Annotated in this window: 11 protein-coding genes; 5 read left to right on the top strand and 6 right to left on the bottom strand. The window is 44.2% G+C overall.

The features are described 5' to 3' along the window. Window position 1: 1 nt before the first annotated feature. Entirely contained in the window at window positions 2-1,891 is a 1,890-nt protein-coding gene (locus L1D55_RS17465) for a DUF294 nucleotidyltransferase-like domain-containing protein (protein WP_239918267.1), read from the bottom strand. Window positions 1,892-2,041: 150 nt separating this feature from the next. On the opposite strand from L1D55_RS17465, the gene L1D55_RS17460 reads away from it, so the two are divergent. Next, window positions 2,042-2,686 carry an outer membrane beta-barrel protein gene (locus L1D55_RS17460; protein WP_239918266.1) on the top strand — a complete coding sequence of 215 codons (645 nt, stop codon included), beginning with the start codon at window positions 2,042-2,044 and terminating at the stop codon, window positions 2,684-2,686. Window positions 2,687-2,789: 103 nt separating this feature from the next. Here L1D55_RS17460 and L1D55_RS17455 read toward each other — a convergent pair whose 3' ends face one another. The 3 genes from L1D55_RS17455 to L1D55_RS17445 form a co-directional block, all read right to left on the bottom strand. Beyond that, window positions 2,790-3,980: an amino acid aminotransferase gene (locus tag L1D55_RS17455; protein ID WP_239918265.1), complete on the bottom strand. Its 1,191-nt coding sequence runs from the start codon at window positions 3,978-3,980 to the stop codon at window positions 2,790-2,792. A gap of 202 nt (window positions 3,981-4,182) precedes the next feature. Then, complete coding sequence (locus tag L1D55_RS17450; protein ID WP_239918264.1) at window positions 4,183-5,685, bottom strand: HD domain-containing phosphohydrolase; 1,503 nt, start codon at window positions 5,683-5,685, stop codon at window positions 4,183-4,185. 299 nt (window positions 5,686-5,984) lie between these two features. Continuing rightward, a complete protein-coding gene (locus tag L1D55_RS17445; RefSeq protein ID WP_004741582.1) occupies window positions 5,985-6,284 on the bottom strand; it encodes a hypothetical protein in 300 nt (99 codons plus the stop codon). 219 nt (window positions 6,285-6,503) lie between these two features. Between L1D55_RS17445 and L1D55_RS17440 the strand changes: the two genes are divergently transcribed. After that, complete coding sequence (locus L1D55_RS17440) at window positions 6,504-7,904, top strand: PLP-dependent aminotransferase family protein (RefSeq protein WP_239918263.1); 1,401 nt, start codon at window positions 6,504-6,506, stop codon at window positions 7,902-7,904. Between the two features lie 138 nt (window positions 7,905-8,042). Beyond that, the gene (locus L1D55_RS17435; RefSeq protein WP_004741584.1) at window positions 8,043-8,249 is read left to right on the top strand and encodes a hypothetical protein; all 207 of its coding nucleotides are present in this window, start codon (window positions 8,043-8,045) and stop codon (window positions 8,247-8,249) included. 127 nt (window positions 8,250-8,376) lie between these two features. Here the strand turns inward: L1D55_RS17435 and asnS are convergent, their stop codons facing one another. Beyond that, the gene (gene asnS / locus L1D55_RS17430) at window positions 8,377-9,777 is read right to left on the bottom strand and encodes an asparagine--tRNA ligase (RefSeq protein WP_004741585.1); all 1,401 of its coding nucleotides are present in this window, start codon (window positions 9,775-9,777) and stop codon (window positions 8,377-8,379) included. 616 nt (window positions 9,778-10,393) lie between these two features. Between asnS and L1D55_RS17425 the strand changes: the two genes are divergently transcribed. Beyond that, window positions 10,394-11,884: a SulP family inorganic anion transporter gene (locus L1D55_RS17425; RefSeq protein WP_239918262.1), complete on the top strand. Its 1,491-nt coding sequence runs from the start codon at window positions 10,394-10,396 to the stop codon at window positions 11,882-11,884. A 109-nt stretch (window positions 11,885-11,993) separates the two neighbouring features. On the opposite strand, the gene L1D55_RS17420 is transcribed toward L1D55_RS17425, so the two are convergent. Next, window positions 11,994-13,616, bottom strand: a complete 1,623-nt coding sequence (locus L1D55_RS17420) for a methyl-accepting chemotaxis protein (RefSeq protein ID WP_239918261.1) — start codon at window positions 13,614-13,616, stop codon at window positions 11,994-11,996. A gap of 747 nt (window positions 13,617-14,363) precedes the next feature. Between L1D55_RS17420 and L1D55_RS17415 the strand changes: the two genes are divergently transcribed. Continuing rightward, the gene (locus L1D55_RS17415; protein ID WP_239918280.1) at window positions 14,364-15,506 is read left to right on the top strand and encodes an aromatic amino acid transport family protein; all 1,143 of its coding nucleotides are present in this window, start codon (window positions 14,364-14,366) and stop codon (window positions 15,504-15,506) included. The last annotated feature ends 63 nt before the right edge of the window (window positions 15,507-15,569 follow it).

Genomic DNA, 15,569 nt, shown 5'->3' with positions numbered 1-15,569 from the left:
CCTACTTAAACTTGTTACTGGCTTGGTAACGGAACTTAAGGAAGTTTTGTGCATTACTTAAGATTTGGAATGCATCCTTCAGGTTACGACGTTCGAAATCGGACAAGTTCTCTGGTTCAATGTTGTTATCCGGCTCGACATTATTATCAACATCGTGCGCTTGGTGGCGAATACGCACCAGAGAGATAAATTCCATCGCATCTTTAAGATCCTGTGCTCTACCTTTTGGCAGAATACCCGCGTCGATAATGTCATCTAAGCGTTCAAATGAGTTTTTAGAGCGAGAGCCTACCGCTAGCGCATGGACACGAATCAAGTCTGCTAGAGGAGCCGTACCACGTCGTTTGAGGTTGATGGAGTTGTTATGACGACCATCTTTCTCCATAACGAAGTCTTTAAAGAAACCAAGCGGTGGAGTACGGTTGAGTGCGTTGCGTGCCAGACACGCTAGGAAACGGTTGTTCTTGCGTGCACGTCTTACGATAAAGCTGTTTAGTTGCTCTGCCCATTTCAGGCGACCATATACACCATCTAGGTCGAAGAAGATCGACGCGTTCAGCAGTGCTTTCGGGTTTGGATCATCAATCCAGTCAGCGAAGCACTCTTCCCATTCTCTGCGGGTCATTCGCCACGTCGGGTTAGTTGCCATGATGTCGCCTGTGCAATATACGTAACCACATTGGTCTAAGCCGTCACAAATGAACTTTGAAAGCGCTTCAAAGTACTTGCCGTGTTTTGCTTCATCGTAGGTGTCGTCAAGAATGATGGCGTTATCTTGGTCTGTGACCAGCAATTGTTCATCACGCCCCATTGAGCCTAATGCTAAGAAACAGTATGGAATTGGCGATTTACCTAACTGCTCTTCCGCGAGTTCGATAATACGTTGCTTGAAGCTACGACCAATTACCGACATTGCGGTGCCAACCATGTGAGCATTGGCATCTTCGTTAACGAGACGGACAAAGCTGTCTTTCACTTGCTCAGAAAGCACTTTGAGATCTTCGATACTTTGTTGCTGGAAGATACTACTTACTAATAGTAGCGAGTTTTGAGATTCGTAACGGACGATGTCGGTCGCTTCGATAATACCGATTGGCTTCTTATCTTTCAAGACAGGTAAGTGGTGCACGTTGTAACGAAGCATGGTCATCATGGCTTCGTATACATAGGCATTGTGGTCAAGAGAGATAACCTCAGGTGTCATCACGCTAGAGACTTCATCGGATGGATCGAGGCCTTCTGCCAGTACGCGAGTACATAAGTCTCGGTCGGTGATGATACCGATAACGGGCGTCGAATCGTCTTCATCATCTTCCACGATGTCTGGGTCGATGATCAGCAAGGAAGAGACATTCTCTTCCGCCATCATGGTGGCCGCTTGTTGAATGGTGCGCGTTTTTTCGATCATCGGCGCTTCACTGGTCAGCAGCGTTTTCACTTTAGACGTCGTGAGGTCGTTGGCATCGTTATTACTTGAGTTTGCCTGACGAAGGCGCGCGTTATCTTCAACCTCTACGAAATCAGCAAAAGAGTCGTACTTATCGTAGAGCTCTTGGAAAATAGGCTCAGGAATACAATAGAGCAGGGTATCTTCGGTCGCTTTTACTGGGAAGCGCACCTTGTTGTTGGTAAGCAGGCCCATTTGACCAAACAGGTGGCCTTCATCAAGGCGGTTATACAGTTCGCCTTTACGACGATAGACTTCAACTTCGCCGCTTCGAACCATATACAGATCATGAATTTGATCACCAAAGTGAATGATAGGTGTGTCTTGGCGGTAATAAGAAATTTCCACGCTGCTGGTCACTTTCGTCAACATCTCCTCAGGGAGCTCATTGAAAGGGGGGTATTGTGCCAGAAAGTTTTGAATCTCTAATAACTCAGCATCCATAGTAATCATCCATTGGTTTGTATGATTTCATGGTACAACATTTGATAATAATTTGCCGTCACAAATCAATCTGTGAGCTAAAACCTTTTTAAAGTCTTAGGGATAGACTAACCTTTCAAATAATGGAGTGACAGTTTAAGGATGATGGGAATGTCGAAGTGGAAGCTTAGTTTTGTATCTGCAGTTTTTATGTTTTCTCCAAGTTTGTGGGCAGACACTCACAGTGTGGATATTCTTGATTACGACCACGTTTATGCTAAGGCGCATTCAGGCAGTTTAAACGAAGATGCTGGGGGCAATAATAATGCATCGGCGTTTGGCTTGGGTGTGAGCTACACCATGACCGATGATTGGTTATTGCTTGGTGATTATACCGCGCGTTTTATCCACCCTGATGACACTACAACTCGAATTGATACGCTTATGCCAGGTGTTGGCTACCGTTACAGTATTAAGAAAGATTTAGATATAGTGGCGTACTACCTGCTCGGTGTGACTAAAGGCGAGGTTGAAGATAATGATACCAACAGAACTCAATCTTCTGACACCGAGTTCATCCAAGGTGTTAAAGCCGAGCTTAACTATGGCTTTGCTAAGCGTTGGATTGCGAACGGTAGTGTACAGCTCAATCGAAGTGATTTATTCGATGAAGAAATTTACCACCTAGGTTTACGTTATCTAGTGACCAACAAGTTTGCGATTGGTGGCTCATACCAGCATAGAGATGGTGAGGGGAGCACAGGAGTAAGTGAGAGGACCAATGAGTTAGGTGTCGAGTTCTTCCTAGAGTACTAATTGAATTAAACCTCACACGTTACGACAGTTACAAAAAAGCCAGCTTAATCGCTGGCTTTTGCATATCTATCTGTCTGCAAAATCAGACTGGGTATTGTTACGATTAAAGAACCGCAGCGATACCTTTACATAGAGGGCCCATGTTTGACTTAGTCATGCCCGCTACGCTGATACGGCCAGAGCCAACAATGTAGATTGCGAATTCTTCTTTTAGGCGGTTTACTTGCTCTTTGCTCAAACCTGAGAAAGAGAACATACCGTTTTGACGCTCGATGAACGTGAAGTCTGCATCCACACCTTCAGACTTCAGTGTTGCAACGAATAGCTCACGCATCTCTTGAATACGGTCGCGCATCTCAGCGACTTCCGCTTCCCATTCAGCACGTAGACCAGCATCGCCAAGGATGTGAGTTACGACAGCACTACCGTGCGCTGGTGGGTTAGAGTAGATAGAGCGGATGATGCTCTTAACTTGAGAGAATGCTGTTGTTGCTACGTCTGCAGATTCAGCAACTAAAGTGAATGCACCAACACGCTCGTTGTACAGACCGAAGTTCTTAGAGAATGAGCTCGCAACTAGAATCTCTTTGTTGTACTTAGCGAAAGTACGAAGGCCAGCAGCATCTTCTTCAACGCCTTTTGCAAAACCTTGGTAAGCAAAGTCGAATAGTGGAAGAAGTTTCTTCTCAGCAACGAGTTTAGCCAGTACTTCCCACTCTTCAGCTGTTGGGTCAATACCTGTTGGGTTGTGACAGCAGCCGTGAAGAAGAACGATATCACCTTCAGATGCTTTCTCTAGGTCAGCAACCATACCAGCGAAGTCTTTGTCTTTTGTTTCAGCGTTGTAGTAGCTGTATTGAGCTGTTTCGATACCCGCAGCAGCGAAAACACCGTTGTGGTTAGCCCAAGTTGGGTTACTGATCCAGATCTTCACATCGCCAAGTTGACGCTTAATGAATTCACCTGCAACACGTAAAGCACCAGTACCACCCGGAGCTTGTGCTGTTTTAGCGCGTTGAGAAGTTACGATTTCAGCATCTGAACCGAAAAGTAGCTTCTGAACGGCAAGACCGTATTCAGCTGTACCTTCAATCGTTAGGTAAGATTTGGTTTTTTCGTTTTCAAGAAGTGCAGCTTCTGCTTTCTTTACTGTTTTAAGTACTGGCGTTTGACCATCTTCATTTTTGTAGATGCCAACACCAAGGCTGATTTTCTCTGCACGAGAGTCGTTTTTAAACTCTTCAGTAAGGCCGAGGATAGGGTCGGCAGGCGCAGCTAACACTTTTTCAAACATAATCTTCATCCATGTCAATTGAGAGGGGATAGTATCTATGGGTAGTTATACCTGTATGGAATTTTTAAGACAATACGAAGTGAACAGAAAGACCAAAAAAAATCCATTTCAATCAGATTTATTGACTAAAGAGGGTATTTGATAACAAAACACCCTACGGATTAACCTATAGGGTGTAAGAAGTTAGTGGTTTTTGAAAAGATTATGCAGTGGAAGCAATAAGGCTTTCTCTCTCGAGTTCGTTTTCTACGCTTTTTCCATCTTTGTTAGTGGCTGCGATTTCAACAAAAAGGTCTTCGACGGCTAAAAAGGCTTGAACAACTTGCGGATCGAAATGAGAACCTTCACCTTCTAAAATGATCTCTTTGGCTTGTTGATGTGTAAATGCCGGTTTATAGACGCGTTTAGATATTAATGCGTCATAAACATCGGCTAAGGCCATTAAGCGACCCGACAAAGGGATGTCTTCACCAGCCAATTGATTTGGGTAGCCACTGCCGTTCCACTTTTCATGGTGAGTGAGAGAGATCTCTTTTGCCACCCTTAAAAAAGAACTGCTTCCGAGCTGCTTTTCTGCAATAGATAAGGCTTCAGCGCCAATCGCCGGGTGACCCTTCATTATTTCGAACTCTTCATCGGTTAATTTGCCCGGTTTAAGGAGCACGCTATCTGGCACTCCGACCTTTCCTACGTCATGTAGAGGAGCAGACTTATAAAGTAACTCGATATAGCTTGGCGTTAATAATGCGGCGTGTTCTTGAGATTTACTGAGTTGTTGTGCCAAAACCTTTACATACTCTTGAGTCCTTAGAATGTGCGCGCCAGTCTCGTTGTCTCGAGATTCTGCAAGTGCTGATAGGCTAACAATGGCCACGTCACGAGTCGTTTTCACTTCGTTCTGAGCCGTTTCTAAGCTATCCAGCATGGTGTTGGTCATGGCTGCCATTGAGCCAAGTTCGTTGTAACCAAAAATAGGCAGGCGTACACCTTGCTCTCCATTGGTCACCTTATTTAATGCACACTCTTGGCTAAGGAGAATACGCTTAATCAGCTTGCTCCAAAGTGTCATGATGACAATGGCATAGCCGCCTAACACCAGTGCTAAATAGATGAATTCTTTAATTACGCTGATCTTGCCAGTGCCATCAAGTAAGCGGTCAGGGTTGTGTTCTAGCCAGAAGATGTCTTTGACTGCAATCATGGTCAGCATGGTCGTCAGCGTTACCAGAAGTACCATCACCAAGCCAATCATCTGCTTTATTAGTGAGCTTCGTTCACCAATCAGTTGGAAATCAAATTGACCAGTTGCTTCCATGTTGTCGATTTGAGCTAACTTGGCGTGTAACTGGAGGATAGTGCCAGTGAAGAAACCGAATAAGGTCATTCCAAACAAGACTTTTAGATTGCTGTCTATCGTGAACTCGTAGCTAAGGTTGTAATACAGTGCGAATGGGATACTCGCGGCGAAGAACAGAAAGGTATCAAGCTGAGCAAACCTGCCTTGCTTAACCAAAGCGTGATTAGCGAATAAAAAGTGACGAACAAGCCAAACTAAGACAAAGACGATGCTGACGTGAGTGAAAATCTCCAGTGTGGATAGGCTCTCAAGCATCGGGCACACTCGGCTACCATAAGTGCCAAAGAGCACACCGGCGATAGCGTATAACTGGGTCGTTAGCGATTTATTATAGTTAGAAGTATCCATCGATAAGCCTTTGTTCTTGTTGATTTACATGAGCCTTAGATTAATTGACGGATAAAGGCACATGTATGATTAACATAGATGACATGAATGAGACCGGAAATTCTATCGATAGCTTTCGCGGATTGATACAAGAAAGTGGTTAGTGTTGAATTTTTGTTAGCTAGGTGGGGAATATTACAGCGTTATTATGAAGAGGTTTGAATAGCCTCGGTTGAGTCTCGAGGCTATTACGTCGATGAGGTTGCGATGAGGAGTGAGAAGACTAGCTGCAACGCGACCTAACGATGATAAAAAGCTGACTACTTTTTAAGATTGATTTCAGCTTCAATTGAGCCAGTTTCAATTTCTGGGTGTGACGCCAGTTTGTCTGCTGCCCATTGGTTGATGTGCTTAAGAATTGCAGATACCGCGTGCTTTTCAGTAGGTGCTTGATCTTGGTCTACATCTAGCTTCTGCTTTGGATGTGAGCCTGTCGCATCTTCAGCAATATGGAGCCAATCTGGGTGCCAGTAGTATGGCTGGCCACTCGGTGTTGTCCAACTATGAACACCGTTTGACTCTCCTTTATAACTTAACTGATCTGCTTCTATTTTTTTCATTGTTATCTCGCATGTTTTTGGGTTACATCAAATTATTGAGGCGTAAAGCGAATTTAGCTCATACCTTGGATACAAACTTAGCAAAGCTTACAAAGTTATCTGTGAACCAATTCACACAATTATAGAAATTAGGTGCAATCATATGGATAGAAGCAATAGTTGATCACGTTAATGATAAGATCACACGTCCACAGGAATTTATCTAGGTAGTACAATTAGATGGCGCGTTATGAAGAGCTTGCAAAGGATATTCGAACTCAGATCGCTAATAACACATGGCGTTCAGGAGAGAAGATCCCCTCTGTGCGCATGAGCTGTCGTAACTACAACGTCAGTAATAGTACTGTGTTACAAGCCTATCAGTTGCTAGAAAGCGAAGGTTGGATCATTGCCAAGCCTCAGTCTGGCTACTTTGTTGCTCCTAAAGTCGACGGTGTGGATTATCAGCCGCCAGTAGCTCGAGAGAAGAAGGCGATTAACGATCGCTTATTTGATTTTCTAAAGTCCAGTTCTGCTGAGGGTATTGTTCCTTTTGGCTCCGCCTTTCCTGACCCAGATCTTTTTCCTTTACCCACCTTAACTCGAAACCTAGCCAGTGCAGGCAGAAAAATGACGGGTGCGAGCGTGATTAACAACTTGCCGCCAGGCAGCGAGTCATTAAGAAGGCAGATCGCACAGCGCTACTTACAACAAGGTATTAGCGTTAACCATCAAGATATCGTGATTACTTCGGGTGCGATGGAAGCTCTGAACTTAAGCCTGCAAACCGTGACTCAATCTGGCGACCATGTTGTGATTGAATCGCCGGCGTTTTATGGCGCTTTGCAAGCCGTTGAGAGGCTGGGGCTTAAGCCTATCGAAGTGGACGTTTGCCCAGTCAACGGGTTGGATATTGAACAGTTTGAAAGCGTACTGAAGAACCACAATGTGAAAGCATGTTGGCTGATGACGACTTTTCAAAACCCAACAGGTACAAGTTTATCGGATGAAGCCAAACGCCGAGTAGTCGAGATAGCAGAGCAGCACAATACCTACATTATTGAAGATGATGTGTACGGTGACCTTTACCATGAAGGACATAAACCTAAGCCTCTGAAGGCTTTTGATAAAACGGATTCGGTTTTACTGTGTGGTTCCTATTCGAAAAGTCTCTGTCCAGGCTATCGAGTGGGGTGGGTGGTGAATGCTCGCTTCAATGATGCGATTCAGAAACTACAACTGCTTTCCACCCTCTCTAGTAGCGCGCCAGTTCAGCTTGGTGTTGCACACTTCTTAACTCATGAAAGCTACGATAATCACCTACGTAAGTTGCGTAAGAGCCTTTTGGAGCGAAAAGCGCGGTTTATAGAAGTCATCAAGCAGTACTTTCCACACTCTATCAAAATTGAAGATCCCGCTGGTGGTTACTTCATCTGGATCCGCTTCAATTCTGACTTTGATAGCCAGCAGCTTCATCAACTTGCGATTACGCAGGGAATAAGTGTCGCATCAGGTGACTTGTTTAGTGAGCAGGGGAGAGCTGACAATGCAATTCGTCTGAACTTCTCTTACGAACTCACTCAAGAGAGAGAAGATGCCCTCGTATTACTCGGCAAACTCGCCCATCAGTTGGCGCATTAAGTGCAAATATAAACGCTAACTGACTCATAAAAAACAACATAATGCTAACTGTACGGATTTATTGTGGGGAAACTGTACGCCTTATTTACCGAACAGTTGTGGTTCAATAGCGTTAGACCAAATATTGGAGATACCGTTATGTTGAAAATGACTATGGGAAATGAAGTGAAGCTGATTGTCGTCGCGATTGTGTGTGCGCTTCTACTTATTCTTGGCCATGTATTGTTGGCAAAAGCATTCGCTGATATGGCTTGGGCGGAATACACCACCGCTGCGATTCCATTTGTAATGATGGCGATATGTGGTCTCGCGATAAAGTATGCAAGTAATCAGGACGTTGACTAGCGCACTTATCAAGGAGCTTGGTTTTGCATGACTCCTAATGATGTTTTCGTTCTGTTCTGAATATAAAAAAACCTCCGCACTGCGGAGGTTTTTGTTTTCTTTCTTTTAATTCGAGCTTAACGCGGAATTAGAAGTTCGCAGAGCGAGGAGTACGTGGGAATGGGATAACGTCACGTACGTTGCCCATGCCTGTTACGTAAGATACTAGACGCTCGAAACCTAGACCGAAGCCAGAGTGAGGAACAGTGCCGTATTTACGTAGGTCGCGGTACCAGTTCATGTGCTCTGGGTCGATACCTACTTCACGCATGCGCTCGTCTAGGATGTCTAGACGCTCTTCACGCTGAGAGCCACCGATGATTTCACCGATACCAGGTGCTAGTACGTCCATTGCCGCTACAGTCTTACCGTCATCGTTAGCACGCATGTAGAATGCTTTGATGTCTTTCGGGTAGTTCTTAACGATTACAGGCGCTTTGAAGTGTTCTTCAGCTAGGTAACGCTCGTGCTCAGAAGACATATCGATACCCCATTCAACTGGGAATTCGAACTCACGACCTGAATCTAGAAGGATCTGGATTGCGTCAGTGTAGTCTACTTGTGCGAAGTCAGAAGTTACGAACTGCTCTAGACGAGTAATTGCTTCTTTGTCGATACGTTGAGCGAAGAACTCAAGGTCGTCACGACACTCTTCTAGTACGGCTTTGAATACAAACTTAAGCATGTCTTCAGATAGCTTAGCGATGTCTTCTAGATCCGCGAAAGCTACTTCAGGTTCAACCATCCAGAATTCAGCTAGGTGGCGGCTTGTGTTTGAGTTTTCAGCACGGAACGTAGGACCGAACGTGTAAACTTTGCTTAGTGCACAAGCGTAAGCTTCACCGTTTAGTTGGCCAGATACTGTTAGGAATGTTTCTTTACCGAAGAAATCTTCGTTGTAATCAACATCGCCTTTTTCTGTGCGAGGTAGGTTTTCCATGTCTAGCGTAGAAACGCGGAACATTTCACCAGCACCTTCAGCATCAGAAGCAGTGATTAGTGGAGCAGATACCCAGAAGAAACCTTGCTCGTGGTAGAAGCGGTGAATCGCTTGAGATAGACAGTTACGAACACGCGCTACTGCACCGATTACGTTTGTACGTGGACGTAGGTGAGCTACTTCACGAAGGTATTCGATAGAGTGGCGAGTTTTCGCCATTGGGTATGTTTCTGCGTCTTCAACCCAACCAACAACTTTAACGTCAGTTGCAGCAAGCTCAAAATCTTGACCTTTCGCTGGAGACTCAACAATCTTACCTGTTACTTCAACAGAGCAGCCAGTAGTTAGCTTTAGCACTTCGTTTTCGTAATTATTAAGATTATTAGGGACCACGGCCTGAATCGGGTCGAAACAAGAGCCGTCATAAATGGCAAGGAAAGAGATTCCAGCTTTGGAATCACGACGTGAACGGATCCAGCCGCGAACAGTTACTTCACTGTCTACCGCTAGCTTGCCGCCAAGTACGTCTTTTACAGGCGCGTAAGTCATGTTGGTTTCATTCTCCATTGAGGGACAAATTCAACGCAATGTTTGCAAGTGATTGTCTATAGTTCGCTAAGTTTTGAACAAAAAACAATCGAAACATTGAGTTGTATAAACTTTTTAAATCAATGGAACATATTACCTGTCATACAGAGAGCTTCAACCTTTATTCTTGCTTGTCGAAAGAAATATTGTGTATGTCCGCTATAAAACTCACAAAGGGTTGGTTTTTTGTTCGATCTCGCCATGGGTTTAACTTTCACTGTGGTTGCTTGTTAACTTTTCTTTAGTTCGATTCACCTTGCGCGTGGCTTACATTGACTGAACCGTCGCAATCTTTGTTTCCAATAATGATTGTGTGATTGCATCGAACCTCACACTATATTGTCGCGGCTTCTCCTATCTAGGAGACCATTTACCTTCTTTGTTTGGCACGAACTCATGTCGCTGCAAACTAAAGAGTTACCAGAGGAGTTTAATATTCACGTGTTAATTACGCCGCCTTAGCCCCTGTATTCTCTCTACACCCGCACTTTTCGAGCGCTCGCTCATTCATGAAAAACAGTCGATCACATGATGTCTGAACAAGGCAGGACTGGCTGTACAAGTAAAAGAGAATTACATGCTTAATTATTTAAAAACAAACTGGTTATCAAATATCAAAGGAGATTCATTATCTGGGATTGTGGTTGCACTTGCATTGATCCCTGAAGCTATCGCATTTTCCATTATCGCAGGCGTCGACCCTAAGGTGGGTTTGTACGCTTCATTTTGTATCTGTGTTGTCACCGCCTTAGTGGGCAGCCGCCCGGGGATGATATCTGGTGCGACAGGCGCAATGGCGCTTTTGATGGTCACATTAGTTAAAGAGCACGGGCTTGATTATCTACTAGCAGCATCATTTTTAGCTGGTGTTATTCAGATTGTTGCAGGTTATTTGAAGCTAGGTAATTTGATGAACTTCGTGTCGAAATCTGTGATTACCGGATTTGTAAACGCACTTGCTATTCTGATCTTTATGGCCCAATTACCTGAACTGATTAATGTACCCTCAAGCGTTTATCTGTTGGTTGTTTTGGGGCTGGCGATTATCTATTTGTTGCCTTACTTACCCAAATTTGGAACTGCAATACCGTCACCTTTGGTGGCTATTATCGCGCTCACTATTATCAGTTTGATGTTTGGCTTAGATGTGAGAACCATTGGTGACATGGGAAAACTACCTGATTCACTCCCAATCTTCTTAATTCCTAACATTCCATTCTCATTAGAAACCTTCGAAATCATACTTCCATACTCCATTGCTTTGTCAGTTGTTGGCATCTTGGAATCCTTGATGACAGCGACCATTGTTGATGATCTGACGGATACAGAAAGCAACAAGAACAATGAGTGTAAAGGGCAGGGGGTCGCGAACATTGTTGCGTCACTGTTTGGTGGTATGGCAGGTTGCGCCATGATAGGTCAGTCAATCATCAATATTAAATCAGGTGGTTTAACTAGGCTATCCAGCATGATCGCAGGCGTACTTCTTTTACTAATGGTAGTGTTCGCTTCTGATTGGTTAAAGTTGATTCCAATGGCGGCGTTAGTCTCTGTGATGATTATGGTATCAATCGGTACTTTTTCTTGGCGTTCTATCGTTGAACTTAAAGACCATACTTTACCGACAAATGTCACCATGTTGGCGACAGTTGTTGTGGTCGTCTTTACTCATAACCTCGCGATTGGTGTTGCGGTTGGCGTAGTACTTTCGGCCCTATTTTATGCACACGCGAGTAAGTCTATGGTCTTTATCTCTGATGAGGTTGTGGCCAATCAACTGCACACAACTCATAGAGTTAAGGGGAATGTGTTCTTTGCTTCTTCTGATGCCTTTGTGGATTTGTTCGATTACGATAAGGCGACCTCACTGGTTACAATCGATATTTCTGAAGCCTCCTTCTTAGATAACACCTCAGTCGAAGCGCTCGATAAGGTGGTGTTTAAGTTTCGCAAGAAAGGCGCTTATGTTGAGGTCGCAGGTATGGATGAGGTCAGCGCGAAGCTCATTTACAAGCATGCGATGTACCACAAGCATAAAGACTTATCAGCGGTGTCGATTACGCACTAGCGGCTGTTTGAACTCAGAGTTCACAGCCTAAATCGTGGCAACATAGAAAGGTGAAGCGCTCATGATTGAGCGCTTTTTTGTTGGATTGCAGTTAGGTATTGCTCTCGATTTAGGCCTTGTCTCTTGTACAAGACAAGGTGAACTGATTAATCAGGGATTCTAGATGGTCTGACAGCTCTTCTAAATCGTTACTGATATTGCGCGTCTCACCAGCCGATAGTGATGTGTCATTAGCATGTGAAGTGATGGTTTCGACTTTCTGCTGAACATCTTTGGTAGCTTGGGTCGTGGATTGTGTTTGTTGCTGAATATTCTGCGCATGGGCAAGCACCTGTTTCATCTCTTCGACAACACCATTCATCTCAGCAGCGAGTGCGTCGATGTCACTTGAGCTTCGATGCGCTTGCTCACATACGCGGTCAGCGGAAGTTAGTGATTCTTCGCTGCCTTGTTGGAATTGGTGGATGATCGATTCAATACTGCCTGTGGCTTCTGCGGTTCGAGAGGCGAGATGGCGAACTTCGTCAGCAACGACAGCAAACCCTCGGCCTTGCTCTCCCGCTCTTGCTGCTTCTATCGCCGCATTGAGTGCCAAAAGGTTGGTTTGATCGGCAATGCCACGAATCACACTCAATATCGAAGACACTTCGCCAGTCTGCTCATTGAGTGTGGTGATCTTGAGTTTGACCTCTTCGATACTACTAACAAGGTTCTTTATCTCGCTGCTTGCCTCATGGGCTTGGTTCGCACTGTTACAGGCAACGTCCGAAGTGTGATTGATAAGGTCGGATGCGGTTAGCGTTGCTTGCTCCACATTAATTTGTTGAGCCTGTATGCCTTCAATATTACTTTGAACTTCCGCCGTTTCATTTTGCTGGTCGCTAGCGGCTTGCTCAGTAATTTGAGCAACGCTCGTCAGTTGATTGGCGGACGCGTTCAGCTTATGAGAGGTGTCTTGTACTTGCTCCAAGCTGTTTGACACGGTGCCCATGAACGAGTTGATTGATTTGGCTAAAGTGCCAATTTCATCTTGGCTCTGTTCAGGTAAGCGGTTTGAAAGGTTTTTATCGCTGCTGACTTGAGTCATAAAGCGCGAGGTTTGCTGAAGTGGGCGGACAATGATTTTACGAATCAGTCCCATCGTCAGTACAAAACCGGCAAAAGAGATCACCGCCATAATACCAATCGCAGCCATGGTTTGAGTGTTAATTAGAGAATTAACATGACTCAGATTGTACTCCAGTCGTATTGCGCCCAATACTTCGCCTTCTGGTGCCATATGACACGCGACACAATTGGTACCACGATAGTTTTCGCTCGATTTCATTGGCAGGGCGATTACTAACCCTTTACCCCAATCGGCAGAAAATGGCTCGATAACCGTTTCGCCTGACAAGGCTCTTTTATCAATCTCGTCAACAGGTGTTTGGTTGTCATTGCCTGGACCATACAACTTACTTACGGCTTCGGCACGTAATACTCGAACGTCTTCAATGCCTTCTTGCGCTAATGCTTTCTGACGCAGTGTTTCTTTCTGCGCCATAGTGCCTGTTAGCATCATCATATTAAGGCTATCGAAGTAGTTGCTCGCTTTATCGTGAAGTTGTTCACTTAGAACGGAATTAACCAGTTGTTTTTGTTGGGAATATTGAAAGTAGGTGGATATTGCCAGTAAAAAGGTGAATACAATGGCAAGAGCAACCAAGATCTTGAAGGTTATTGTTGAGCGCATAGGTGTTTTTATTAGTTCTGATGACGCGGATACTGTACTGGCAAGAGTCCTTACCACCTATGGGGTATATCGAATAGTGTGACCACACTCCGGTTGTGGTTTTGTTTCTGTGATGTAGCGAGTTTGTATGCTCACTGAGGTCTATTAGGAACCTCTAAAGAGTAAGGATCCGGTTTTGATAGTTTCACCTAGCAAGTGAGTCGAAGCTGGTGCGAATAAAAGTACTATTTTGGATGCTCGAGTTGTATTAGTTAACAAGTCTTTTATTAATAATGATTATTGTTTTTTGATGTTTGGTGGTTAATTAATATCCAAATGCTTGTTTTGTTCAATTTAATAGCAAAAAATGTGGTTATAGCGTTGTGTTTCAGAGTTCATTCGATAATATGAAGTCACCTCTAATGATAGAGGAAGGGCTGCAATGGATACGCTGCTTTAAATAATATGGAATGTGACTTATTGATATTGGACACATACATGAAATTCAAGATTACATCACCGATCATCGAACCCACAGAAGGGTCACCACATCAGAACATGGCTTCTTCATCTGAACACACCTCTCTATACTCTCGCTTGTATTACTCGTTTTCTACTGCCTTTTCGCGATTTAACTCCGCTTATCGCTCCTATCGATATTCGTTTTAAAGCTTAACTTCTTTCGAATTTTCTTTGCATCTTGGTTGATGACAGAGAACTACACCTATTAAAAACTAAATAAATAAGTTAAAGACAATGAATATTAAAATGATGGGTAGCTCCCTAATTATCGCTGGTACCGCTCTCGGTGCTGGTATGCTTGCAATCCCAATGGTATTAGCTCAATTCGGATTGCTTTACGGCACAATGCTAATGGTTCTGATCTGTTTCGGTACCACTTACGCGGCATTACTACTTCTAGAAGCAACCATCAAAGCGGGTGGTGGCTTAGGATTAAACTCTATCGCTAGAAAGACACTAGGCAAACAAGGGCAACTAATCACCAATGGTCTGCTTTACGCATTGCTGATTTGCTTGCTAATGGCTTACATCTTAGGCGCGGGCGACTTGCTGAGTAAGTTGCTGTCTAATTTCGGTATAGACATTACCGCAACGTCTAGCCAAATCACGTTTACCTTGCTTGCCGGTGCTGTTGTGGCAAGTGGCACAGGCGTAATTGATAAGCTCAACCGTGCACTGTTCTTCGTGATGCTGGCAAGCTTGTTTGCAACGATGGCGTTTTTAGCGCCAAGCATGACGCAAGATAACCTAATGCAGGTAACGAGTCACAATCATGTTGACCTAATCAAAACGAGTGCAATCTTGTTCACCAGTTTTGGCTTTATGGTCGTGATTCCAACTTTGGTTTCTTACAACCATGAAGCGACCGATAAGCAGCTTCGTAATATGGTAATCGTAGGCTCTCTTATTCCTCTAGTGTGCTACCTATGTTGGTTGTTTGCTGTGGTAGGTAATTTGAGTGAAGAGCAGTTTAGAAGCTTCCACAATGTCTCTGACTTGATGGCGGCATTTGAAGCTCAGTCGCCATGGGTGGGTACCGTGTTATCTATCTTCACAGGTTTGGCTCTGCTGACTTCGTTCTTTGGTGTGGCTATGTCGCTATTCAACCAAAACCGAGACATGTTCAACCAAAATACGGCGGTGACTTACTGCATTAGCTTTATCTTGCCATTAGCGGGTTCATTGTTGGCAGCGGACAAGTTTCTACAAGTGCTGAACTACGCTGGCATCATCCTTGTGTTCTTGGCCGTATTCGTTCCTCTGGTAATGGTTCACAAGCAACGCTTTATGAAAGTAGCAGAAGATAGATACAGTGCTGAAGGTGGCAAGCCAATGCTACTTTTCTCATTGCTGTTTGGTTGCTTCTTACTTATCTCTCAAGTGATTTAACCAATCGCTTTAGTTGCTGTGATTCGCAGTAACAGATACTGAGATATAAAAAAGGAACGCATA

It is taken from the genome of Vibrio sp. Isolate22, from assembly GCF_022398115.1.
In the GTDB taxonomy this organism is placed as follows: Bacteria; Pseudomonadota; Gammaproteobacteria; order Enterobacterales; family Vibrionaceae; genus Vibrio.
The sequence above is the reverse complement of the archived record's forward strand: the minus strand, read 5'-3'. Positions and strand labels throughout refer to the sequence as shown.